Genomic DNA, 24,518 nt, shown 5'->3' on the forward strand with positions numbered 1-24,518 from the left:
ATCCCCTGCAGCAGTCTGCCCTGCCAGCTGCTCCTTTTACTTCTTATCTATGGAATTCTTGATTTCCTCCAGGGATTTGATATCCACTTCAGAAATGAGTTTCTTGAACTGTTCCAGCTGTTCCTGTACTTCCGGCGCCAGCTTCGGAAACTGGGGATTGATTTTCTTGAGGACCTCAAGGGTAATGAGGGCCACCACGTAGCGGGTGTACCACTTATTGTCTGCCGGCACAATATACCAGGGGGAAATTTCCTTGGAAGTTTTGGTAATCATTTCTTCATAGAGTTCCTGATACCGGTCCCAGTACTGTCTTTCGTTAATATCGGACATGGAGAATTTCCAGTTCTTCTGCTGGTTAATGATGCGGTCCATAAGGCGGCGCTGCTGTTCCTTCTTCGATACATGAAGGAATATTTTTACCATCTGGAAACCATTCTGGTGCAGATACTTTTCCCAGTTGTTGATCTGCTCATACCGCTCTTCCCAGAAGTCCTTGTGAATCAGGTCCTGCGGCAGCTGGCCCTTATGGATAAGGTCATGAATGCGGGTAACAATGACGTCCTCGTACTGGGAACGGTTAAAAATGCCGATGTCTCCCCGTTCCGGCAGAGCCTTGTTGATACGCCACATGTAGTCATGGTCCTTTTCCTCGCTGGTGGGCTGCTTGAAGGACACTACCTTCACGCCGCCGGGATCCAGGTTGGCGAAGACATGGTTTACCGTGCCGTCCTTGCCGGCAGCATCCATGGCCTGGAGTACGATGATGAGACCGTAGGTATTCTGGGCATACAGCTTTTCCTGCAGGTCCTTCACTTTTTCAATGACCTCCGGAAAATAGAGAGATTTCACCTTTGCCTTGTCAATGACCACATCGCAGGCCGTGGAATATTTCTTCAGATTGACCTTGGTGCCTTCCTTGACACGATACCGATCAATATTCACTTTTCCATCTTTGATTTCATCCATCACAGCATCCTCCTGTCTATCAGAATCACACACTCTCTTTTATTATAAAACACATGTACTTTTACAGGCATAAAAAGAATTTCTATTAACCCTTATCAGCATAGTATAATAAAAGCAGAAAGGAGGAGCACCATGGAAGAAGATAAGAAACCGGAAGGAAAAAGGTACCGCACCATGGAAAGCATTGCCGGCGTCTTTACGGAATCCGACGTAAGGCAGAAACTCTTCGGAAATAAGGGCTTCCAGTTTTACCTGTTCCAGAAAAGGTGGAAAAAAATCGTAGGCAGCCTCATGGCGGAGGAATCCTACATTTCCGGCTGCAAAGGTCCCCTCCTCTTCGTCCGGGTCACCAACTCCGCCTTCCTCCAGCAGCTTTTCATGATGAAGGCGGACATTCTGAAAGAGCTTTCCAAAGATGAAATCGGCCGCTATTTCACGGATATCAAATTCCTTGCCGGTTCTCCCCAAAAGCCTTACAAGCCCTTCACCACCCTGGATCCAGTGAATTCGGCCATTGAAAAGGAACAGAAACGGTACAGCCAAAGCCTCTCCGAAGGAGAAGAAGCCTGGATACAGAACTGGGTCAAAAGTCACGTGAAAAAAGAGGCCGTCCGTGCCCCCTTTGCTGAAATGATGGAAGAAGTGCTGAAAATCCGAAAGGGAGAACTGGCCGACGGCTACCACCCCTGCTCCATCTGCGGCAGCCTCTGCCCGCCTGCTTCCCCCATCTGCCCTGCCTGCCAGCGGAAACTGGCCAGAACAAAGAAAAACAAGGTCATCCTCATTCTGAAAGAAAATCCCCACTACACCTATCAGCAGGTCAGCGCCATCCTCCCCTGCGAATACAGCCTCTATGAAGAAGCAAGGGATATCCTCATTCATCGGGCCAAAGAAAAAATCTTTCGCAAAGAGGCGGCAGATGAAGAAAAGAGAAAACTTCTTTCCCTCCTCCTCCACCGGCCTCTGTCTGATATTACGGCGAAAGAAGCAGAGGACATGCTGAAGCACATGCCCCAGAAGAAATGGGACTAAAGCGCCTCACAGCACAGATGCGGAAAGTTCAGAATCAAGGTCCATCTGCGAAGATTCACAGGTAAGGTCACTTCCTATGATGGAATAAAAAATTGTTTCACGTGAAACAGGCCCGGCGCCAAAAAGCGCCGGGCCTGTTTTTTGTAGCAAAAAACTCCTGATTCGTCCCATGCCGATGCATGGTAGGACTCAGGAACACCGTCTTCAGTGAATCGGCCAGGAGCAGCCGCCGAAGCGGAATATCTGTGTCGTCAGAGAAGATCGGCCGAAGCCATATTGCCACCGTGATGTCTGACAGGTTTTTCCTCAGGAGTTTTTTCAGAAATTTTTCAGTTGTCGGTACCGAAGAGAGGCTGAGTCATGAGAAGTTTCCTTCTCTCCCGCCGGTTCCTCAAGGATAGGCGCCTGCCGGAAGGAAAAGGAGGGCCCTTCGGAGCTCCCTCAGCTCTCTCTGTATACATAGTCCTTTTGAGAAAAGGGATGTCTCAATGGTTTCATTGGACACACCTTCGGTGTGAGGGTTGACGGGACTTCGTCCCGAGGGTTCTAAAGGTTCTTAAGTTTGACGGGGCCTTCGGCCCCGAGGGTTGTGGTATCGCCCTTACGGGCGATGAGTATAAAGTCAGCGTTATGGGATTAGCTTTCTGCATCATATGGCATGATAGGCATTCTGCTGATTGGCTCGCTGCGCTCGCCTCCCCCTATCCGGCTTCGCCGGACTTCTCCACGGGAAAGCGTGTCACACGATTCTCAGGTCGCTTCGCTTCCTTACGAATCGTGTTCCCTTGCCACCCCTGTTCAGGGGGCAGAATAAAACACCGCGAAACACTCTCTTCATAAATGGCTCTACAGTAAGCACGAGTTATTGTGCCACCGAACTGCGAGGGTGGCAAAGGCGGTATAAAAAATGGCGACGAAGGCGCCGTACTTCGCCAGCGCAGCGATACTATATACCTCCCGAGGGCGGACGCTCGGAGCCCGCCTGTAAGGCGAAGCCGATCACAGGCAGAACCCTTGGCGCCCAGGGCCAAAGGCCCGGCGGCGCCATCAACCCTCGCCCGCGAAAGACCACGGTCGGCCGACTAAATGGAAAGCCCTTTTATGGGCAGGCTAAGGGCCAACTTCGGCCGACTTGCACATCCTATGCAGGATGTGCACATCAACCTTCGGGAATACTGGAAAGCACCGCCCAGGTCCCGGTCCCGATCCCGACCGCCGCCTGCTATCCCAGGGCCACCACTTTTCCTTCTCCTTCAAACATTTTCTCTGTCCCTGTGACCAGGGTCTGAATGTCCTGTTCTGTAAGGAAGGAAAGGAGGGCAGCCCGCCGGCTTCTGTCCAGTTCGCTTCCTATGTCGTCCAGAAGGAGCACCGGGTATTCCCCTGTTTCTTTTCTGATGAATTCCATTTCCGACAGTTTCATGGACAGGATGGCTGTCCGCTGCTGGCCCTGGGAGCCGTAGGCGGATATGTCCAGTCCGTTCAAGAGGAACCGGAGGTCGTCCCGGTGGGGTCCCAGGGAGGTGTGGCAGAAGCGGGTGTCTTCTTCTCTTCTCCGGGAGAGCTGCTCTAAGAACCATTCCATGTCATAGCGGGGGCTGTCGCTGCCCTGCTGGATGTAGCGGATAGAGAGGCTTTCTTTGTTTCCTGTCAGTCTTTCTTCCATGGCCGGCACCATGCGGTTCATCTGGTCTATGGTTTCCAGTCTTTTCCTGACCAGGTAGGAGGCGGAGGCAGCGATCTGCATGTCCCATATGTCCAGGTCCGGTTTCCGGCCGGTGAGCTGGGCGTTTTTCAGTGCGCTGTTCCGCTGCTGCACCGCCCTGGTGCAGCGGAGAAATTCTTCGTAGTACCGGGGGGATACCTGGGAAATTTCCATGTCCAGGAAACGGCGGCGCAGCTGGGGAGCGCCTTTGATGAGCTGCAGTTCATCAGGGGTGAAGAGGACGGTGCGGAACAGGCCCAGCAGTTCCTTTTTCCGGATGGCCGTGTCGTTCAGGAAGATTTTCTTCCCCTGGCTTCTGGTGAGTTTGATTTTAATGGTCTGCACCGTTTTTCCTGCTTCAAAGTCCACCAGTATGGTGCCCTCCTCTTCCCCCAGACCGATGATTTCCCCATCACTTCCGGTGCGGAAGGATTTTCCGGTGGAGGCATAGGACAGGGCTTCGATGAGGTTCGTTTTGCCGCTGCCGTTGGGACCGGTGAAAAGGGTGAGCCCCGGGGAGGGCTCCACCTTGTAGTCCTGAAAGCTTCTCACCTGGATGAGGCGGAGGGATTTGCATTTCATGGCTAGGCTCCGGTCATGTGGAATTCTTCGCCGTCAATGGAAAGGATATCATCCTTTCTGATTTTCTTTCTTTTTTCATGGACTTTGTTTCCATTCAGGGTGATGGTATGTCCTTCCAGAAAGGCGCCGGTTTCTCCGCCGGAGGAAATATAGTCTAATTTTTTCAGAAACTGGTCCAGCTGGATGTAGTCTCCGTAAATCGGGATATCTTTCATCAATATTTCCTTCCTCTCATAGGGGTGAGCATATAGCTGTAGCTCTTGTCCTCTTCCTGTTCAATCACAATGGGGCCTGCTTTCTGCAGATTCAGAATGATCACGTCCCCTTTGGAATGTTTCAGAATGTCTTCAATGTAGTTGCAGTTGAAGGTGAGGCTGATATTGTCTCCTTCCAGTTTCACGGGAATGGAGGTGTCCGCCTTGCCGATGTCCGGATCTTCTTCGAAGATTTCCAGGGTATCTCCTTCGAAATGGAAATTAATAGTCTGGTAGCTCATGTCTCTGGAAATGGGGCTCACGAAACGGACTGCTTCTTCAAAGTCCTTCAGGTTTACTTCTGCCCGGGCATCGAAATGAGTAGGGATAATGCGGTGGTAGTCCGGATATTCCCCGTTCACCAGGCTGGCAATGAAGTAGGTGTCTCCGAAGGTGAAGGCCACATGGTTCTTGGACCAGGAAATTTCTACCTGGGCTTTGTCGTCATCCAGTGGAAGAATACGGCTCACGTCAGAAAGGATTCCTGCCGGAACGATGAAACGGCCTTCTGCTGCCGCCTCTTCATCCAGGGTGATTTCCTTGGCTGCCAAGCGATGGGTATTGGTAGCGGCCATGGTGAAGGTGTTCTTTGTGACTTCAAAAAGAATACCGGAAAAAATGGGTTTCTGTTTGTCATTGGCAGCAGCAAAGGAAACGAGGGATACCATGTCTGCAAAATCCCTGCATTTCACTAGGCAGTGGTTCCGATGGTCCATTTCCTGTACATCCGGAAATTCTACCTGATCCCGGGTAGGAAATTTGGATACATAGGATCCGCTCTGGAAGGAAACCAGATTTTCATGGTCTCCTTTTTCCATAGTAATGTCTCCTGACGGCATCATGCGGATGGTGCTCTGCAGCTGAGGTGCTGCAATGACGGTAACTCCTTCTTCTTCTATGTTGGCAGGACAGGAGGTTTTGATACCGATGGTGTAATCATTGGCCTGGATGAGAATGTTCCCTCCGGCAGCAGAAATGAAAAATCCATTATTTGTATTGGATGTGACTTTGGTCTGAGCAGCCCGCTGGACACGATCCAGGGCACTGACGAGATCGGATTTGTTGAAGATGACTTTCATGGCAGCTCCTTTAAAAAACGACGGGGATATATAAAAGATAGTAGTAGTCGTAGTAGTACGCTGTGAAAAAGTGAATAACTTTGTGAAAATCCAGATTTTCTCGAATTTCCCGGTTTGTCAGAAAGGAGTGAATAACTTTTTTCGCTATTCACAGAATTCACAGCTTTTTGGGAAATCCCCTTTATTCACAGTGTGTTAACAGGAATATCCCCTGCCCCTGGTCCCATTATTCACAGTCATTTGAGAAGGGGCAGGAGGAACGTTTCCTGCTGTACTTAGGGGTGATGGTGTTTCCTATATACAGGCCACACCATGGCTCACCTGTTCCGAAGCAGTTTCCTTATGGCTTCCACGGCGGCCCGGGTCTGGGGGTCTTTGGCCATATCGTTTTCTACCCTTTCGCAGGCATAGAGGACGGTGGAATGATCCTTGCGCTTGAAGCAGTCCCGGAGGGTGGGATAGGATTCATGAAGCTCGTTGCGGCAGAGGTACATGGCAATCTGCCGGGGAATGACGATCCTCTTGGGACGGCCGTTTCCCAGAAGCTTTTCCTTCTTCACGCCGTAGTACTTGCATACCGTGTCGATAATGAAATCTACGGTGAGCTCCTGTCCGCTTTCAATGGGAATCTGGTCCTTCAGCGCTTCCCGGGCAAAGGACAGGGTAATAGGTTCCTTTTTAATATGAGAGAAGGTGACTAGCTTGTTGAAGGCCCCTTCCAGCTCACGGACATTGGTATTGATGTGGCTGGCAATGTAGTCCACCACATCCTTGGGCAGAGTGATGCCCATTTTTTCCGCCCGTTTCTGCAGGATGATACAGCAGATTTCATAGTCCGGCGGTGAAATGGGAGCCACCAGGCCGCTGGAAAAGCGGCTCTGCAGACGGTCCTCCAGCTTGTCAATGTCCGATGGCGTGCGATCACTGGTCATAATGATGTATTTCTTCTTATCGAAAAGCTCGTTGAAAGTATTGAAAATTTCCATCTTGGTGGAATCCTTGGAGCCGAAGAACTGCACATCGTCGATGAGGAGGAAATCCAGATTCCGGTACTTGGCCCGGAACTTGGGCATGGTATGGTTCTGGATGGCATCGATGAGCTCGTTGGTGAAGGTTTCGCTGGAAACGAAGAGCACTGACAGGCTGGGCTTATAAGTATGGATATAGTTGCAGATGGCATGAAGCAGATGGGTCTTCCCCAGTCCCGACGGGCCGTAGATGAAAAGAGGATTCATCTTCTGGTCCGCCTGGTTCGGATTGGTGGCGGTCTGGGCCACCGCATAGGCGGCCTGGTAGGCGATTTCGTTGCAGTTGCCGTGGACGAAGGTTTCAAAGGTGTATTCCTCGTTCACCGGATTGGGCTGGAAATTTTTCTTCGTCTCCACCGTAGTCCCCAGCGTATCGAAAAGGGAAGGTTCGTGGAGTCCTTCATAATTCCGGATATCCGGCAGAGTCACCTGGTCCGCCGTTTTCGGTTTGAGGCTGGAGAAATCGGGCGGCGCCACTTCCTTCGGGAAGGGGTCCGTTGCCGGTGCCGGTGTTTCCGGAAGGGGCTGCGGAACCGGTGTCGGAAGGGGCTCTTCATCCTCCGGCAGAGGAACGGCAGGCGCCGGAGAGGGAGCCGGTTCTTCCTTTTGTGCCGGAGGCACCGGCATCTGCGGTGAGGGAGACGTGGAATCAGGAGGCGGGGCCACTTCCACCTTCATCGGCTTTCCCGCAATCCGGCTCACAATCTGCTCCAGCTTTTCCCTGTACACCCCGTTGATCCACCGCACCAGGTAAGGCTTATTGGGTGTAATGACCAGGGTGGTGTCGGTGATGGATGTGGGAAATACATTGTATGAGAACATCTGATAGTACTGGCTGTCATTTTTATTAATGTAGTCCAGCACCTGTTCCCAAAGCAGAAAAAAATCCATAATATCTCCTTTGGATAACATGTGAATACCTGTGAATTTCTGTGAAAAAGTTTTTCGCGGAAAATTCTGTAAAATCCGATAAATACGGAAAGTTCAGCCTTTGAATAAGGCTGTTCATAAGTGAAGAATCTTGTGAATAACTTAATTTTACCATCTCTTCCCCCTTCTGTACATTCACAAGATAATGGGAGAAAATCCTTTTGAACCTACTAGGGGTAGTAGAAATCACTGTTCACAGGAATTCACAGGGGAGAAAAGCCTGCTGTCGGCTGACTGCGAACCGCTGTCTGCTGCCTGTAGAGCTTTCCCGCTGGGCAGCGTCATCCTAGGTGTAAGCGAAGGATCTCGTTACATGCAGTATATGAAATAACAGGTACCAGCTCTATTCGGCGGGAAGAAATCATAGACAGCAGGCAGAAGGTTCAAAGGCGGCAGAGTTACATAGAAAGCGATACAGGCTGATGGATTCATTCATTTCCAAGTAGAAAAGCAAGTAAAAAAACACAGAAAATGGAACAATCAAAAATTTGTCTTTTCCATTTTCTGTGATATAATGGGCATAGAAAGAGACAGCTGGCATCCGTGGAGTGGAAAACGGCTCTCTCAGAATATTTTGTATTTGAAAGGAGCCTTCCAAGCCATTGGATGGCTTTTTTCAATTGCTACTTTTTAGAAAGTGCAATGATGGCGACCACCAGAGCAGCAAAATTAATAACGACCATAAAGGCCTGATACAATTCTTGGCTCATAGTGAATCACCTCCTCTTACGGAAAGTAAGAGAAAGCCCTGCCAGCTGTCCTGTGTAAATATTATCATTTTTTTTAAAGTTCTGGCAAATATTTCCCTAAATAGTGAGGTGCTTTCCCCTTTGGGACGCTTTCTTTTCTGTCGGGAATACAGTCCGGTACTCAGCAGACAGCGGGAAGGTGTCCGGTAAACAATCTCTGGCTCCTTCCCCGGAAAGGGGCTGAAAAAATGCGCCCGAAGGGCGCCACCACCCTAAGAACCTTCGGGACTCCTGCCCGTTAATCTTGTCCCTAAAGGCTGCATTATAAAATAATTACCCGAAGGGCAATCCACCACCCTTTGAACCTTATGAACCCTCTGAACCTTTTGAACCCGGGGCCGGGCAGCGGCCCCTTTTACACTAGTCAAAGCGTCCAAATCATGGTACCATAAAGGAGATATTATTACGGAGGCCCTGTATTATGCCGGACTGGGAAACAGGGCTTCCCTGGAAAGGAATCACGCCATGAAAAGACCGCAGAAAGTGACCCGGGAGACCAGGCCCAATCAGTATGCCCGAAAGATGTACGGCAAAGAAAAGACGGAAAAAATCATGGAAGATGAAGACATGGAAAAGATACAGCCCAGCAGGAACGGAACGAAGAAGAAAATACGGACCCTGCTGAACAGGAGACTCCGCCATTCCATGAAAAATAAAGACCTTCCCAATGGAGCTGCTTACCGCCGGGAAACAGCCTGGGAAGAAGAGTAGTCAAGGCGCAGGGAAGGCTGCGCTTTTTTAATAGGAAGTGACTTGGATGAATCAAAGCGACATTCTTGTACTGGATACGGAAACCACCGGCTTTCTGGGAGACGCAGAGCTTCTGCAGGTGTCTATCCTTGACGGCCAGGGCCAGGTGCTCATGAATGAATATTTCAAACCAGACCATACGGTAAGCTGGCCCGGTGCCATGGCGGTGAACCACATCACGCCGGCCATGGTGGCGGACAAGCCTTCCATAAGGGAGCGGAAGGAAGCCATTTCCCATCTTCTCCGCCATGCCCGGATAGTGGTGGGATACAACATTTTCTTCGACCTGAAAATGCTCCGCCAGAACGGCGTCTTCGTCCCCGGCCCCAGGCAGCTTCGGGCCATCGACCTCATGGGCCCCTTCTCCGACCGCTACGGAAAAGAAAAGAATCTTCCCCTGAATCAGTATGGCCACTACCGGTACCAGAAGCTCATCACCTGCGCCGGCTACTACGGCTATGAAGGCAGCGCCTGGCATGACAGCCTGGAAGATACCAGGGCCACCCTCTTCTGCTTCTGGAAAATGGTGGAAGACGGAACGGTCATATTGTAAACAAGCACGGATTCTTTCAGGAATCCGCGCTTGTTTTTTCAAAACAGGAAATAGATATGCAGCGTAAAAATTTCAAAACATCAGCCAAAAAGAAATATTATATTGTCAAAAAAGGTAAAAATCCGGGGGTTTACTACAACTGGCCGGACTGCCAGAAACAGGTGCAGGGATTTCCCGGCGCTGTGTATAAAGGATTTGTGACTCGGGAGGAAGCGGAAGCCTGGTACGGAAAACCGGTGAAGGAAGCCTCCCATGCCCCTGTCTTAGCTCCCAAAAAAGAAATCCCCGATATCAGGAAACAGGAAGTCCTCTACCCGCCCCACATTCACCCCCTGGATGACAGCATCCTTTCCTATAATGGCGTTTCCATGGCCCTTTCCCTGCCCGAAGAGCTCACCATCTACACCGACGGCTCCTGCCTGGTGAACCCCGACGGTCCCGGAGGATTTGCGGCGGTCTTCCTGAGCCGGGAAGGAAAAGAACTGCTCACATTAACCGGCGGCGAGCCCTCTTCCACCAATAACCGCATGGAACTTCGGGCGGCCTATGAAGCCTTGAAACTGGCAGACGACGGCACAGTCCACACCATTTCCTTCCACACCGACAGCAAGTACCTCCAGCAGGCCTTCACCAAAGGGTGGGTAGAAAAATGGAAGAAAAACGGCTGGAAAACCGTGCAGGGCACACCGGTGCTGAACCGGGACCTGTGGACAGCCATCGACGGCTTTATGGAAAAACACCACATCCTCTTCCAGTGGGTCAAAGGCCATGTGGGTACCAGGTATAACGAACTCTGCGACCGCCTGGCCAAAGAAGAAGCCAGAGATCATAGATAGCTGGCGGCTGTCCGCTTGCCGCTGGCGCGAGGGTTGCAGTGGGCGCCTATGGCGCGGTCGGGATCGGGACCGGGGCGGTGCTTTCCAGTATTCCCGAAGGTTGACACGCCCTTACGGGCGTGAGGGTTGAGCCAGCCGCCGGGCCTTTCGGCCCTGGGCTGCCAGGGTTCTGCCTGTGATCGGCTTCGCCTTACAGGCGGGTTGAGGGCTCTCGCCCTCGGGAGTTATATAGTATCGCTGCGCTGGCGAGGTACGGCGCTTTCGGCGCCATCATATATATGCCTATACCGCCTGCGGCAGGGGAGACAATAAAGCTTCGTGATGCTATCTTTTGATAAGTGACTCTACTTTAAGCACAGGTTGTTCTGTCCCCCGGATAAGGGGGAGCCGCGCAGCGGCTAATCACCAGAATGCTTATTATGTCATATGGCACTGAAAGTAAATCCCGTAACGCTGACTTTATAAGCATTGCCCCCTAAAGGGGAAACGACTCACTACATTTTGCGCGTCGCTAGCGCTCCTTCAAAATGTGTTCGCTGTGCACCGAAGGGCAATCCGCAACCCTCGGGGCCAAAGGCCCCGTCAAACTTAAGAACCCTCCGGCCAAGGGCCGGTCCATCTTAAGAACCTTTTTCCACAACCCTACTACACAACCCGCGGCGGAGCCGCGCCCCTTTTTTTTAAATCTGCGGCGAAGCCGCCACCACTCCCTCTGAACCCTCTGAACCCTCTGAACCTTCTGAACCCTCTGAACCCGGGCCGCGAAGCGGCCCCATGCGTGCCCTTCTCTCATATACTGCAAAAATTTATTTTTTCTCTTGTGCTTGTTATGAATAGCGCCTATAATAAAAAATGAATAGGAGGCAAGTCTACTTTTCACATATTTTCAACTCTGTTTTTCTTTAGGAGAAAGAAGGTACTATCATGACATCGGGCAAGGAAGATTATTTAAAGGCAATATATCTGCTCAGCGAAAACCATGATATTGTCACAAATAAGGAACTCTCGCAGACCCTCCAGGTCTCCCCTCCTTCGGTGAGTGAGATGATCACAAAACTGCAGAAACAGGGATATGTGGACTATACAGCCTATAAGGGAAGCAAGATGACGAGAAAAGGCCGGAAAGAAGCAGGCAGCCTGCTCCGCTACCATGCCCTGTGGGAAGTATTCCTGGTAAACTACCTCCATTTCTCCTGGAGCCAGGCCCATGAAATGGCGGAAGGACTGGAACACCAGACCAATGATATTCTTTCTGAAAAGCTGGAAGCCTACCTGAACCACCCCACCCACTGCCCTCACGGCGATCCCATCCCCCGAAAAGATGGCAGCCGTCTGGGAATCACCCGCGAGCGGCTGGCTGATCTGGAAGTAGGAGATACCACCCACATCCGCCGTATCATGGAAGACTACAGCCTCATGGACTACCTCCAGAGTCGGGGCATCGACATTGACATGGAAGTCAAAGTCAAGGAAAAAGAACCCTACGAAGGCCCCATCCTTCTGGAAACACCCAAAGGAGACATTTCCCTGAGCTACAAAGCAGCCCAGCGGATTTTCGTAGACGATAAGAAATAAAAAATATCCCGCCGGACAAGAATGAATTTCATGGCCGGCGGGATTTTTTGCGTAAAAAGTTTCCTGCTGAGGCGGAATGTAGCGGCCCCATGCCGCTCCCGTCATTTTGAGCGAAGCGAAGCGGAGTCGAGAAATCTCCCGTACCGAAAAGTTTCCTATCGAGTTGAAACGCAGCGGCTCCAAGCCGGACAGGAAACCATTGGCGAAAAGTTTCCTGCTGGGATGACAGGCAGTGGTTTCACGTCGAACAGGGTATATACCCATCGCCCGAGAGGGCGATACCACTACCTTCTGAACCCACTGAACCCGGGCCGCGGAGCGGCCCCTTTTCCCCTTGCTTTTTCCTTTCCGTTTCTGTAAAATGAAAAAAGGGATAATCTTTTCAGGTTATCCGGCCCCGGATGGGGCTTTTTTGTTGCCTGCTTTTCCCCAGAAAGCGCATATGCGTGATAAAGCAGGATGATTTTATGCAAACGGGGTGTTTTTTATGGCAAAATCCTATGATGTAGTCATTATCGGTGCCGGCCCTGCCGGTATTTTCACCGCACTGGAGCTGGCGGATACGGGCCTTTCCATTCTGATTCTGGAGAAGGGCCTGGATATCCGGGAGCGCATTGCTTTAAACAGGGACAGGACAGCACCGGCCGCTGACCGTCGGGCCAATATCGTGTCCGGCTGGGGCGGTGCCGGCGCCTTTTCCGATGGCAAGCTCACGCTGACCACTGATTATGGCGGCAATCTGGATGATTATATGAATAAGGGCGAACTGGCCCGGCTCATTTCCTATGTGGATTCCGTATACTGCCGGTTCGGCGGCGAGGGGCGCCAGGTGTACGGCGATGAGCACCGGGATAAGATTCACGAGCTGAAAAGGAAGGCGGCCGCAGCGGATCTGGCCTTCATTCCGGCCCGCATCCGTCATCTGGGCACCGACGTGAATGGGGAAATTCTGACCCACATGCGGGACAGCTTCCCTTCCTATGTGACGGTGAAGGCAAACTGCCCGGTGGACCATATTCTGGTGAAGGATGGAAAGGTGGAAGGCGTCATAGCCGGCGGCGAGACCTATCTCTGCAAATACCTGGTGGCTGCACCGGGCAGAGACGGTGCCGAATGGTTCACGAAGGAAGCGGAGAGCCTGGGGCTCCATACCGCCTCCAATGCTGTGGATATCGGCGTTCGGGTGGAATCTCCGGCGGAAATCTATGAACCCATCACCGACATCTGCTATGAATCCAAACTGGTTTATTTCTCCAAATCCTTTGACGACCGGGTGCGTACCTTCTGCATGAACCCCTACGGCTTTGTGGTAACAGAAAACAATAACGGCCTTATGACGGTGAATGGCCATTCCTATGCCCATAAGAAAAGCGGCAATACGAATTTCGCCATTCTCGTTTCCAAACAGTTTACCCAGCCCTTCCACGAACCCATCGAATACGGCAAGTACATTGCCTCCCTGGCCAACATGCTGGGCGGCGGACCCATCGTGCAGCGGCTGGGAGACCTGCGGGACGGAAGGCGCTCCACGGCAGAACGTATCCGCCGGGGTCTGGTGCACCCCACCATGCCCTCTGCCACACCGGGAGATTTATCTTTGGTCTTGCCATATCGCTTCTTAAAGGATATTATGGAGATGTTCGAAGCGCTGGATAAAGTGGCGCCGGGAGCCAACTCACGGCACACCCTTCTCTATGGTGTGGAAGTGAAATTCTACTCCTCCCGCATCGAGCTTTCAAACCAGCTGGAAACGAAGATCCCCAACTTCTTCGCTATTGGTGATGGAGCCGGCATCACCAGGGGTCTGGCACAGGCCTCCGCCGCCGGTGTAGTGGTGGGCCGCGAAATCTGCGCCCGCATTGGGAAACCGAAGGGAGAAATCTGACAAATGATACCAAGGTACACACGTCCGGTCATGGAAAAGATCTGGAACGAAAGAAATGAATGGCAGACCATGCTGAATGTGGAAATCGCTGCCTGCGAAGCAAATGCTGAACTGGGCCGCATTCCGAAGGAAGCAGTGGAAGTGATCAAAGCCAAAGCAGACTTTGACGTAGACCGCATCCATGAAATTGACCGCGAAATCAACCACGACATTATCGCCTTCCTCACCAACGTAGGTGAACACGTAGGCGACGAAGCCAAGTACATCCACATGGGCCTCACCTCCACCGACGTGAAGGACACCGGCCTCAACGTACAGCTCAAACAGGCCTCCGAAGTCCTCATCGACGACCTGGAAAAACTGGCAGAAGTACTGAAGAGAAGAGCTGTAGAATTCAAACATACCCCCACCATCGGCAGAACCCATGGCGTTCATGCAGAACCCACCACCTTTGGACTGAAACTCCTCCTCTGGTACTCCGAAACCCTCCGGAACATCGACCGCATGAAACGGGCCGCTGACGAAATGGCCGTAGGCAAACTCTCCGGCGCCGTAGGCACCTATGCAGACATCGATCCCTTCGTAGAAGAATACGTATGCAAAAAACTGGGCCTGAAACCGGAAATCGTTGCCACCCAGGTCGTACAGCGCGACCATCATGCAGAATACGTAGCCACCCTGGGCGTCATTGCCGGCGTCCTCTCCCAGATGGCCCTGGAAGTCCGTCACCTCCAGAGAACGGAAGTGAGAGAAGCAGAAGAATACTTCAGCCCCAAGCAGAAAGGCTCCTCTGCTATGCCTCATAAGAGAAACCCCGTGAAATCCGAAAGAATCTGCGGCATGGCCCGCCTTATCCAGGGCTACAGCCTCCCTGCCTTCGAAGACATCCCCCTGTGGCATGAAAGAGATATTTCCCACTCCTCTGTAGAAAGAGTGATCCTCCCCGATGCCACCATTGCCCTTGACTACATCCTTGACCAGACCACCAGCCTCATCGACAAACTGCTGGTTTATCCGGAAAAGATGATGGCTGACCTGAACCTTACCGGCGGCCTGATCTACAGCCCGAGAGTCCTCCTGGCTCTGGTTGCCAAAGGTGCCTACAGAGACACCGCTTACCGCTGGGTACAGAGAAACGCCATGAAACGCTGGCTCCAGGGAGAAGACTTCTACGAAAACCTCTGCAAAGACGAAGACGTCAGAAAGTACCTCACCCCCGAAGAAATCAAAGCCTGCTTCGACTACAAACCCATGCTCAAGCACGTGGACGAAATCTTCGCCAGATTCGGCCTGTAATCTTATGTGAAATCAAAAATCCTCTCCATGAAGGAGGGGATTTTTATTTGTGTAGTTTCCTGTCCGGCATGGGCTCATAGCTTGTCACCGCCATAGGAAACCCTTCAGGCAGGAGATTTCTCGACTCCGCTTCGCTGCGCTCGAAATGACGGGAGCGGCGTGGGACCGCTGCGTGTCACTGCCATAGGAAACTTTTGGCAAACAGTTTCCCGTCCGGCATGGGACTACTGCGTGTCATCACCATAGGAAACCTTTCAGACAGGAGATTTCTCGACTCCGCTTCGCTGCGCTCGAAATGACGGGGCGGAGTGGGGCCGCTGCGGTCCACCTTAGCAGGAAACGATTCCCTGTATGCCCTTAGTGTAAAATTTTACTCGGTAAGGGAATTTTTCCAGAAACAATAAAAGAGGAAAGCCTCCCCTTGAGTGGAAATGTTATAATTTCCGTGGCAAAGAATAAAACAAAGAAAGGGCTTTCCTCATGGATATTATAACAAAAACTGGAGAAATTTGGAGTGAAAATGCAATTGGTGCAGTCATTTCTCTCATTAAGGAATCTGATGACTCTATCGAGGCTGAAAGGAAGCTAACTCATTGGCTCACTGAAATGAACTGTCAGCTTATAGCTATGGCCCTGGCGCGTATTGACACTGAGCTGTATCAGATTTACAAGGCACAGGGGTGGCGTGTGGCGCGCCGGGACTCTAGGACGATTTGCTGCCGCTATGGAGAGCTGACCTATACACGAAGACTTCTGCAGAAAGAAGGGAAGAGCTTCTATCCCCTGGACTGCAAAATGGGCTTTGAGTCCAGAAAGCACTACAGCTTGGGAATGATTGAGCGGATTGTCGAGGCTGTTGCAATTACCACATCTCGCAGTGCCAGCGAACTCCTGCAAAGCCTGGCCGGGATTACCATCTCCCATCAGTCCGTTATCTCACTCAAGAACTATGCCGGCGAGAAGGCGAAGACTTATGAAAAAGCATTGGCAGAAGAGGAAAAGGTTGAAAAGCCGACACAGCCGGAAATTATAGCGATTGAAGGAGATGGAATTGTACTCAAGAACAAGGAGAAAGGCAGCGTTTCGGAAGTGCACCGCCTCCAGATATATGAGGGAGTCAGGAAAAATGGCAACAGGACAGAACTGGTAGGACTTCGCTGCTTTGCATCTACCAGCAGAAAAGAACTTTTTGCAATGGTAAGAAGCTATCTGCTTGGGCACTATGACCTGTCTAAGACCACAGTGCTGTCGAATGGGGATGGAGGGTCCGGATACCAGTTTCAGGACTTTGAGCGAATGGTAGAAGGCTGCCTGGATCACCAGCACTTCCGCGACTGCTATCATGTGCATGAAAAGATCCGGACCCGGCTCAGCTTCTGCAACAGGAAACTGATAGACCGTATTATCCGAGAACTTCACCGGACCGACAATATTATGAAACAGATTCCCGTATGGATGGACACTGCCCGGAGCTGTGCCCGGACAGAGGAGGATTTGGAGGAGGTAGACAAGCTGCAGAGCTATCTGGAGAGAAATGCCCCCTATATCCCCAGCCTGAGTCAGCGCGGCATCCATACAGAGATTCACCTGGGGACTGCAGAAACAAACCACCGGTTCTATAGCTATCGCATGAAGCGGCAGGGACGGAGCTGGTCCAGCGAGGGAATGGAGTGTATGGTTTGGGTATTGACCGCCCGGAAGAATAAAACACTTACAGCAGCTCTCCTGTACCATGCTAATGGGAAAAGCTACAAAAAGATGGATAGAGCCATGCACAAGGCTGCGGTGCAGGCAGAGCGTAAAATCGCCCAGAATGTCCGGAGTGAGGCGCAGAAGCGTAAAATGAGAAACTATAGGCCAGGATGCCTGGAGGGGCGTATAGGCGTTTATGGAGCTTCTTCTTCACCAATGGGGAGACTGGCCAGAGCTATACAGAAATACTGATTAAACCGAAGCCACGGAGATAGTAATCATCGACAGTCAAATGAATTACCGAGGAAAACTTGACACTTACCTGTATGCCTATCAGGTATCACAGAAAAGTGGGAAATATAGTATATTAATAAAGTATGAAAAATTCATGATATATTTTCATAAAAGAAAGGACATTTGTATGAAACGAGCATCCCTATCTCCTGAAGACCAGGTCCGGAGCATCCATTTCAAATATGAAATTCCCAAAGACAGAGTACAGGCTGCCCTGGACAGAGGCTTCCGCTTCGGCGACGTAGACCAGGCGGCCCTTCTTTCCTGCCTCTCCGACGCCTCTATGGAAGACATTCTGGCCATGCGGAAGGACGATCCCTGGGGCGTGATAAAAAAGAAACTGGGCCTTACGGCAGCAGTCTACGAAAAAACCTATCTTCTTCACCGGGCAGAGCGGCTGGAGCGGTTCTACGGCATTTCCGCCCAAAGGGCCCTCACCCTTCTGGAAGAAGGCTATCCCAACCACTGGATCCGTCTGGCTTTCCTTTTGGAGCAGCACACCGGCATGAAAACCGAGGACATTGTCCACAGCCGGAAGAAATCGGAAAAATGGAAGCCCTGGGCGGAAAGAGTACTCCATGTATCACCGGAAGACTTTACCGCCTGGATTGCAGAAACAAGAAATCCCTCCCTGGCGAGGAAGAAGTGAGCTGGTGGGCTAGTGAGCTGGTGAGCTAGTGTGACAGTTTGGCATCTGTCCTCCGGGTCCGGGCTGTATTCCCGAAAGCAGGGAGACCTTCAGACTGTCAGACATTAGACTTCGAGTCTTACTGTCATCCTGAACGTAAAAAAGGCGCCGCTTACGTGGCGGGAAGCAGTGTGTATAGATACCGCAGATTTATCGTTAAGGAAAATAAAAGACACAGAAAATGGAATCATCTCAAATTTGTCTTTTCCATTTTCTGTGGTATAATGAGCATAGAAAGAGACAGCTGGCATCCTGGGGAGGAAACGGCTCTCTCATAATTTTTTAGATTTGAAAGGAGCCTTCCAAGCCATTGGATGGCTTTTTTCAATTGCTACTTTTTAATAAGCGCAATAATGGCGACCACTAAGGCCGCGAAGTTGATGATGACCATAAAGGCCTGATACAAATCTTGGCTCATAGTGAATCACCTCCTCTTACAGGAAGTAAGAGAAAGCCCTGCCAGCTGTCTTATATAAAGATTAACATGTTTTTTAGAGATTTGGCAAATATTTCAAAAACAGGATAAGTGTACATACGATATATCCATAGCATTTATGATTACATATGATTACACCCGCAGGGCGCTGAATCTTTTTTGCTGCGGCGGAGCCGCCACTGCAGCCCTCAGCCCTGAAAGGGCCTGTCAAACCTCCGAACCCTCCGGCCAATGGCCGGTCAATCTTAAGAACCTTTTTCCACAACCCTTCTACACAACCCGCGGCGCCAGCCGCGCCCCTTTTTTATAAAACTTGCGGCGGAGCCGCCACCACCACCCTTTGAACCCTCTGAACCTTTTGAACCCTTTGAACCCTCACGCCGCAGGCGTGTCCATTTATCCCCTTGTTTCCTGGGCGGAAAGAATTTCCACGCCTTCCGAAGGATGAGCGCCGGCATCCGCCATTTTCCGGGCCACCGATTCCGTAGGCACGGGGGCCATGGCTTTGCAAAGCCCCAGACTGCTGGCCAGCTGAAGCAGTTTCACCGACACCGTTTCAGCCGGCCTTTTGGCGTGCTTCCGAATCAGGGACGGGGGCCGGAGAATGGTAAGGCTGGGAAACTGGAGAGCTTCCACATCTTTTTCGATGAGTCCTTTTAATTGTAAATAGAAAAAACGGGAAGAACTGTCTGCTCCTACCGACGAAACCAGAACCATATGGGGCACGCCGTTTTCCTTGGCCGCCCGGGCAAAGGAAAGCTGGTAGTCGTGATCTACCCGGTACTGGGCTTCTTTAGAACCCGCCTGTTTCAGAGACGTACCCAGGGCGGAGAAAAGGACATCCCCCTGCACCAGATGATGCCAGGTGTCAGGAAGGTTGAAATCAACGATAAATGATTGGATTTTGGGATGGGTAAAACCCAGAGGACGACGGGTAAAGGTGGTCACTGTTTCATAACGGTCATCATAGAGAAGCGTTTTTACCAGATCCTGCCCTACCGCTCCGGTGGCACCGATTACAATGGCTTTCATGGGGCCTCCTTGCAATTATGAACGATTGGCGTGAATCATTTCCTGCACTGCCCGGAAATCGGGGTCCCTGTCAAAATCATAGTTTGACTTTTCCCCCACCTTCCAGCGAATCCACACAGCGCCGTCAGCCATGATTTCAGAAGAAAGGGCCCTGAAACGGAGGGGCTGGTCTTTGGAAAGGCCTTCCTTTGCCATGAAAAGGGTCTGGGTATGGCAGCTGCCGTCGGCGGCAGGCGCTATGACCTGGCTCACCTCATCTGCTAGTCCGGCCTGCAGGAAGCTCCAGTTCAGCACGCCGCCGCCGCCCAGAATCATGGTGTCCACATGGAGGAGGTTCTTGATTTTCCTGCAGGCCAGGGGAAGGTCCACCTTGTCTTTGCCGCAGATCAGGTAACTGATACCTTTCCGGCGGAGAAAATCTTTGTACCCCATGGAAGCAGATTCCGTCAGGATTTCCACAATGTCCATGGAAATCCCGTTTTCCTCGGCCCTCTTTTCCTCCCAGGCCAGTTTTCCCTTCCCGTCCACCGCTATGAGGAAGGGCCCCTTGGCGCCGGTAAGGAAATCTCCCTCCGGCAGGGGAACGGCATTTTCATAGATTTCCGGCTTTTTGTACAGGGTCCTGTTGTCATCGATGGTGGTGCGTCCCATGATGATGGCTTGGAAATTAAATTTCCTCTGCACTGCATAAAAGGAATCCTCCACACCCTCCGGGCCGGGGAGCCACAGATACTTTCCCATGATTTTGCCGTCCAGGCTCGTTTCCATATGACAGATAATATAAGGTCTTTCCATGATAGTCTCCTTCCTTCTGGGAAAACAGGTTCGCTAGGGAAGCGCTGATTAAATCACTGTCTGCTTTTATTCTTGGATTTTTATGCAATGCAAGGAATGGGACGACGCGAATAGCGAGCTATTTAAGGAGTCCCATGACGAAGCAGTGCATAAAAATTCTTATAAAAGCAGACTCTATGAATGAATCAGTGCTTCCCTAGAAGCGGCGGGAAGCATTGTGTATAGATACCGCAGATTTATCGTTAAGGAAAATACGCAGAAAATGGAATCATCTCAATTTTGTCTTTTCCATTTTCTGTGGTATAATGGGCATAGAAAGAGACAGCTGACATCCGTGGTAGGGAAATGGCTCTCTCATAATTTTTTGAATTTGAAAGGAGCCTTCCAAGCCATTGGATGGCTTTTTTTAATTGCTGCTTTTTAACAAGCGCAATAATGGCGACCACTAAGGCCGCGAAGTTAATCATGACCATAAAGGCCTGATATAAGTCTTGGCTCATAGTGAATCACCTCCTCTTACAGGAAGTAAGAGAAAGCCCTGCCAGCTGTCTCATGTAAATATTAACATGCTTTTTAGAAATTTGGCAAATATTTCAAAAACAGGGGTAGGTGCACATACGATATATCCATAGCATTTATGATTACACCCGCAGGGCGCTGAATCTTTATTACTGCGGCGGAGCCGCCACCACAACCCTCAGCCCTGAAAGGGGCTGTCAAACCTCCGAACCCTCCGGCCAATGGCCGGTCAATCTTAAGAACCTTTTCACTTCAAAGTGATACAATATATATAGGAAACGAGCCCTCACGGCTCATACTGTCAGAAGGAGGTTGACACAAATGGAAATCAGAAAAATTACCATTGCCGGCGCCGGTACCATGGGGTATTCCATGGCGGAGATTTTTGCGCGGAAGGGCTATGATGTGATTCTCTGGAACCACCGGAGTGCTACGCTGGAACGGGCAAAGACGAAAATCGCACCGGATATGGTGAATCATATTTCTTACACCACCGACCCGGCGGCCTTCCGGGGGCGGGATCTGATTGTGGAAAATATTGTGGAAGATCTGGCGGTGAAGTCCGATTTCTACCAGACCTATTCTCCCCTGGCCGATGAACAGACCATCATAGCCACCAATACCTCCGGCCTTTCCATCAATACCCTGGCAAAGTCAGTGAAGGGGCCCGAGCGTTTTCTGGGCATGCACTGGTTCAATCCGCCGACCCTGATTCCGCTCATTGAAATCATCAAGAATGACCATACCCAAGATGAAGTGGCAAAAACCATTTATGACCTGGCCGTTTCCATCGGGAAGAAACCGGCCATTGTGGAAAAAGATGCCCCCGGCTTTGCAGCCAACCGCATCCAGCTGGCAGTGATGCGGGAGGCTCTTTCCATGGTGAAAAAAGGGATTATCAGCAAAGAAGGCATTGATGCGGTGATGAAGTACGGACTGGGTTTCCGCTGGGCCTGCCTGGGACCGCTGGAAACGGCCGATTTCGGCGGGCTTGATGTATTTGCCCATATCAGCGAATACCTGATGCCGGACCTGGAAGACAGCCATGAGGTGCCTTCCCTTCTGTCGGAAAAGGTAAAGGAAGGCCATCTGGGCGTGAAAACGGGAGAAGGCTTCTATCGGTATGACGGCGATAAAGCGGCCAAAGCTACCAGGGAAAGGGACCGGAAACTGAAGGCCCTGTATGACGCGCTGTATAAATAGTGTCCAGTTCTTCGCGGGGGAGTGCTAAAGACTCTCTGTAAAGGCAAAGGGGCTGTGAAAAAATGGTCATCATTTCTTCACAGCCCCTTTTTTATAATCTGCGGCAAAGCCGCCACCACAACCCTCGGCCCGAAGGGCCGTCAAACTTAAGAACCTTTAGAACCCTCGGGCCAAAGGCCCGTCAACCCTCACACCGCAGGTGTGTCCGAACCCCTTTTTACTTAGCAAAATGTTCTCTAGCAAATCCCATTTTCTGTACGATTTCCAGGGTTCCCAGGAAGGTGCCTTTGGCGTCCCGCACCGCCATGTATCGTACCAGCACCGGCTCTCCGTTTTTCTCCATCCATACATCGAAAAGGTCCTGCTTTCCGGTGCGGAAGGAGTCAATCAGGTTTTTCACCATGGGCACCACCTTCGGCGGGTGGCAGGTATAGACTTCCCGGCCCAGGGCAGTGGCGGGGCGGGAGAAGAGTTTGGGGGCGCCGTCGTCGTTCCAGTAGCGGTTGATGTCATGGGCATCTACGAAGGTGATTTCAAAGGGAAGGGTGTTCAGCAAGGCGGTGAGTTCCTTCACTGTGAGCCGTCCTGTGGGAAGATGGATGATTCCGTCAGAGAGAGAGCTTTCTTCTTTTTCCTGTGGGAAGGCTTCCTGCCAGCGGGGCTGGGGGTCAATGAGACAGGGTTCCATGTGGGCGAAGTCCCGGGCAATGCTTTTCCATTCTTCTTCCTTGAAATTCTTGGCGCAGAGGGGGAAGAGGATATTCTTTTCTTTGTAAATCATTTCTTCAGCTCTGGTGAGGGCAGAGGAGAGACGTTCCTGCCACTGGGGCGTTTCACGGACAGCGGGGCTGGCAAGGCCCCGCTTTTCCAGATTTTTCAGGGTGTCCCTGATTTCATCGTCCACGCTCCACATGACGTCCGAGGGGCCGGAGAAGCCGTAGTTCATCTTCAGGATGGGGTAAAGGACGTTCTTTTTGTTGTAATGGAAGGAAATCCGGCGGAGCGCTGCCAGTTCTTCCATCAGATTGCCTCCTGTTTCCATCGCTTTCCGCACCTTTTCCAAGTGACTGCCGAGGGCTTCGTTTTCCAGGGAAAGGATGGACAGGGGATGTCCCGGAATGGAGCGGAGGGCTTCGTAAAGGCCGTCGGCGCCGTCTTTTCGTTCCAGGGCGGCAGGGGAGCGGCGGCCCAGGGATTCCTGCACTTTGGCTTCGGCAGCAGCGATTTTTTCCGCTCTGGTGGTGCCGTGGAAGAGGGCGGAGTGGACGTCGCAGAGCCGCTGCACATCCCGGAGGGGGACGCCGCCTTTCAGAAGGGACTGTTCTGCCAGGGCGATTTCGCCGGGGTCCACGTCTTTGAAGTGCTTTACAAAGTCTGCCCGCACCTTTTCCAGATCCTCTCCGGCGGAAAGGCGGCGGATATATTCGGTGATTCTGGCGGTTCTTTCATCCGGTGCAGTTTCCTCGGAAGGAGCCGCTTTCTCCTCCGGCGCCTGGGCGAAGGAACCGCCCAGGGTAAAACCGTGGGCCAGGAGGGTGGAAATCACCTTCCCCATGTCAATGTGCATCATCATGGCTCCTTTGGGAATAGTCATGAAACGGCCCAGGGTGTTGAGAGCCGTTTTCTCGGTAATGCGGGTAAATCCCAGCTCCTTCATAAGGGGAATCAGTTCCGGATATTCCTTCACCAGATCATGGACGCTTTTGGTGAGATAAATGATTTTTGAGTCTGCCATAGGGGCCTCCTTATATTTTATAGATGATTTTCAATGGATAAAATCATTGTAACATGAAAAAAGGGGGGATGTCACTACAGGACATCCCCGGGGGAAAAGGCAGATTTTGGGAAATCTATGATAGAAACAGCTTTATATAGTCCTTACCGCTTTCCGGCAGCGGGTGAAGATTTTTCCGAAGGCCCAGGCTGTGGCGGCGGTGAAGGCCATGCCGGGTGCGGCAGCTATGAGCATGAGGGTGAGGCCCTTGCCCAGAAGGAAGTACATCACCACCCGGGCCAGAGCGGTGCCAAAGGGACCGGAAAAGATGTAGAAAAGTTTGTTAGACCCTGAAAGGAGCCAGAAGGCACCTACCCCCAGACGGAAGGACATCTGGATGGCCACATTCAGAATGGTGCAGGTGCCGAGGGAAAGGCCTATAAGAGAAGCCAGAATGCCGGCGATGATATATTTCTTAAATCCGAAGACACCGCAGATGGCCACAGCAATGGGCGCCGACAGCTGGAACTCCGTGCCTGGCACAATGCCGGGAATGCGGAAGGTGCCGCTCACGGCAATGAGCACGGCCAGAAGGGCTGTTTCGCAGCAGTCCGTGACCATGGTTCGTTCTTTGTTAATGGATAAGGTCTTTTCCATGATGTTCTCCTTTGAAACTTTGAGGGGACGGGAAAGTGCCGGACCGGTGGGTCAGCGCCCTGTGGACAAGCGCCTGTGGCGCGGTCGGGATCGAAGATCGGGATCGGGACGGTGCTTTCCTGTATTCCCGAAGGTTGACACGCCTTATGGACAAGCCCTGACGGGCTTGAGGGTTGACGGCCCTTCGGGCCGAAGGTTCTTAAGGGGCTTAAGTTTGACGCGCCTTTGGCGTGCACAGCGAACATGATTTGAAGGAGCAAAGCGACGC

The 24,518-nt window shown here is 51.6% G+C and carries 22 protein-coding genes; 10 read left to right on the plus strand and 12 right to left on the minus strand.

Going from position 1 to position 24,518, the window contains the following annotated elements; translation table 11 throughout:
• Positions 1–36: 36 nt before the first annotated feature.
• Positions 37–966, minus strand: a complete 930-nt coding sequence (locus NW747_RS03475) for a PPK2 family polyphosphate kinase (protein WP_273188024.1) — start codon at positions 964–966, stop codon at positions 37–39.
• A gap of 132 nt (positions 967–1,098) precedes the next feature.
• Between NW747_RS03475 and NW747_RS03480 the strand changes: the two genes are divergently transcribed.
• On the plus strand, positions 1,099–1,998 hold the full coding sequence (locus NW747_RS03480; RefSeq protein ID WP_273188025.1) for a DciA family protein: 900 nt from the start codon (positions 1,099–1,101) through the stop codon (positions 1,996–1,998).
• Positions 1,999–3,220: 1,222 nt separating this feature from the next.
• Here the strand turns inward: NW747_RS03480 and recF are convergent.
• The 5 genes from recF to NW747_RS10325 all read right to left on the minus strand — a co-directional run bounded on the left by recF (position 3,221) and on the right by NW747_RS10325 (position 8,286).
• A complete protein-coding gene (gene recF / locus NW747_RS03485) occupies positions 3,221–4,285 on the minus strand; it encodes a DNA replication/repair protein RecF (protein ID WP_273188026.1) in 1,065 nt (354 codons plus the stop codon).
• Between the two features lie 2 nt (positions 4,286–4,287).
• Entirely contained in the window at positions 4,288–4,500 is a 213-nt protein-coding gene (locus NW747_RS03490; protein WP_008859521.1) for an RNA-binding S4 domain-containing protein, read from the minus strand.
• Complete coding sequence (gene dnaN / locus NW747_RS03495; protein WP_273188027.1) at positions 4,500–5,618, minus strand: DNA polymerase III subunit beta; 1,119 nt, start codon at positions 5,616–5,618, stop codon at positions 4,500–4,502. The genes NW747_RS03490 and dnaN overlap by 1 nt, the downstream gene beginning before the upstream one ends.
• Positions 5,619–5,935: 317 nt before the next feature.
• On the minus strand, positions 5,936–7,537 hold the full coding sequence (gene dnaA, locus NW747_RS03500) for a chromosomal replication initiator protein DnaA (protein WP_273188028.1): 1,602 nt from the start codon (positions 7,535–7,537) through the stop codon (positions 5,936–5,938).
• Positions 7,538–8,199: 662 nt separating this feature from the next.
• The gene (locus NW747_RS10325; protein ID WP_414630727.1) at positions 8,200–8,286 is read right to left on the minus strand and encodes a putative holin-like toxin; all 87 of its coding nucleotides are present in this window, start codon (positions 8,284–8,286) and stop codon (positions 8,200–8,202) included.
• Between the two features lie 504 nt (positions 8,287–8,790).
• On the opposite strand from NW747_RS10325, the gene NW747_RS03505 reads away from it, so the two are divergent.
• The 8 genes from NW747_RS03505 (at position 8,791) to NW747_RS03540 (ending at position 17,855) form a co-directional block, all read left to right on the plus strand.
• Positions 8,791–9,036, plus strand: a complete 246-nt coding sequence (locus NW747_RS03505) for a hypothetical protein (protein WP_008859517.1) — start codon at positions 8,791–8,793, stop codon at positions 9,034–9,036.
• Between the two features lie 46 nt (positions 9,037–9,082).
• Positions 9,083–9,628 carry a 3'-5' exonuclease gene (locus NW747_RS03510; RefSeq protein WP_273188029.1) on the plus strand — a complete coding sequence of 182 codons (546 nt, stop codon included), beginning with the start codon at positions 9,083–9,085 and terminating at the stop codon, positions 9,626–9,628.
• 56 nt (positions 9,629–9,684) lie between these two features.
• Positions 9,685–10,464 carry a ribonuclease H family protein gene (locus NW747_RS03515; protein WP_273188030.1) on the plus strand — a complete coding sequence of 260 codons (780 nt, stop codon included), beginning with the start codon at positions 9,685–9,687 and terminating at the stop codon, positions 10,462–10,464.
• A gap of 924 nt (positions 10,465–11,388) precedes the next feature.
• Positions 11,389–12,039 (plus strand): metal-dependent transcriptional regulator, encoded by a 651-nt coding sequence (locus tag NW747_RS03520; protein WP_273188031.1) that lies wholly within the window; start codon positions 11,389–11,391, stop codon positions 12,037–12,039.
• Between the two features lie 487 nt (positions 12,040–12,526).
• On the plus strand, positions 12,527–13,924 hold the full coding sequence (locus NW747_RS03525) for an NAD(P)/FAD-dependent oxidoreductase (protein ID WP_273188032.1): 1,398 nt from the start codon (positions 12,527–12,529) through the stop codon (positions 13,922–13,924).
• 3 nt (positions 13,925–13,927) lie between these two features.
• Positions 13,928–15,220 carry an adenylosuccinate lyase gene (gene purB, locus NW747_RS03530; protein ID WP_008859512.1) on the plus strand — a complete coding sequence of 431 codons (1,293 nt, stop codon included), beginning with the start codon at positions 13,928–13,930 and terminating at the stop codon, positions 15,218–15,220.
• Between the two features lie 480 nt (positions 15,221–15,700).
• A complete protein-coding gene (locus NW747_RS03535) occupies positions 15,701–17,164 on the plus strand; it encodes an ISLre2 family transposase (RefSeq protein WP_273186357.1) in 1,464 nt (487 codons plus the stop codon).
• Between the two features lie 169 nt (positions 17,165–17,333).
• Positions 17,334–17,855 (plus strand): hypothetical protein, encoded by a 522-nt coding sequence (locus tag NW747_RS03540; protein WP_273188033.1) that lies wholly within the window; start codon positions 17,334–17,336, stop codon positions 17,853–17,855.
• A gap of 370 nt (positions 17,856–18,225) precedes the next feature.
• On the opposite strand, the gene NW747_RS10330 is transcribed toward NW747_RS03540, so the two are convergent.
• The 4 genes from NW747_RS10330 to NW747_RS03555 all read right to left on the minus strand — a co-directional run bounded on the left by NW747_RS10330 (position 18,226) and on the right by NW747_RS03555 (position 20,657).
• On the minus strand, positions 18,226–18,312 hold the full coding sequence (locus NW747_RS10330; RefSeq protein ID WP_353888835.1) for a putative holin-like toxin: 87 nt from the start codon (positions 18,310–18,312) through the stop codon (positions 18,226–18,228).
• A 414-nt stretch (positions 18,313–18,726) separates the two neighbouring features.
• Positions 18,727–19,362, minus strand: a complete 636-nt coding sequence (locus tag NW747_RS03545; protein WP_273188034.1) for an NAD(P)H-binding protein — start codon at positions 19,360–19,362, stop codon at positions 18,727–18,729.
• A 15-nt stretch (positions 19,363–19,377) separates the two neighbouring features.
• Entirely contained in the window at positions 19,378–20,157 is a 780-nt protein-coding gene (locus NW747_RS03550; RefSeq protein ID WP_008859509.1) for a RibD family protein, read from the minus strand.
• 242 nt (positions 20,158–20,399) lie between these two features.
• The gene (locus NW747_RS03555) at positions 20,400–20,657 is read right to left on the minus strand and encodes a putative holin-like toxin (RefSeq protein ID WP_273097400.1); all 258 of its coding nucleotides are present in this window, start codon (positions 20,655–20,657) and stop codon (positions 20,400–20,402) included.
• Positions 20,658–20,997: 340 nt separating this feature from the next.
• Between NW747_RS03555 and NW747_RS03560 the strand changes: the two genes are divergently transcribed.
• Positions 20,998–21,879 carry a 3-hydroxyacyl-CoA dehydrogenase family protein gene (locus NW747_RS03560; protein ID WP_273188035.1) on the plus strand — a complete coding sequence of 294 codons (882 nt, stop codon included), beginning with the start codon at positions 20,998–21,000 and terminating at the stop codon, positions 21,877–21,879.
• A 217-nt stretch (positions 21,880–22,096) separates the two neighbouring features.
• Here NW747_RS03560 and NW747_RS03565 read toward each other — a convergent pair whose 3' ends face one another.
• On the minus strand, positions 22,097–23,614 hold the full coding sequence (locus NW747_RS03565) for a DUF438 domain-containing protein (RefSeq protein WP_273188036.1): 1,518 nt from the start codon (positions 23,612–23,614) through the stop codon (positions 22,097–22,099).
• Positions 23,615–23,746: 132 nt separating this feature from the next.
• Positions 23,747–24,250 carry a hypothetical protein gene (locus tag NW747_RS03570; protein WP_273188037.1) on the minus strand — a complete coding sequence of 168 codons (504 nt, stop codon included), beginning with the start codon at positions 24,248–24,250 and terminating at the stop codon, positions 23,747–23,749.
• Between the last annotated feature and the right edge of the window lie 268 nt (positions 24,251–24,518).

The organism is Dialister succinatiphilus, assembly GCF_928721695.1.
Classification (GTDB): Bacteria; Bacillota; Negativicutes; order Veillonellales; family Dialisteraceae; genus Dialister; species Dialister succinatiphilus.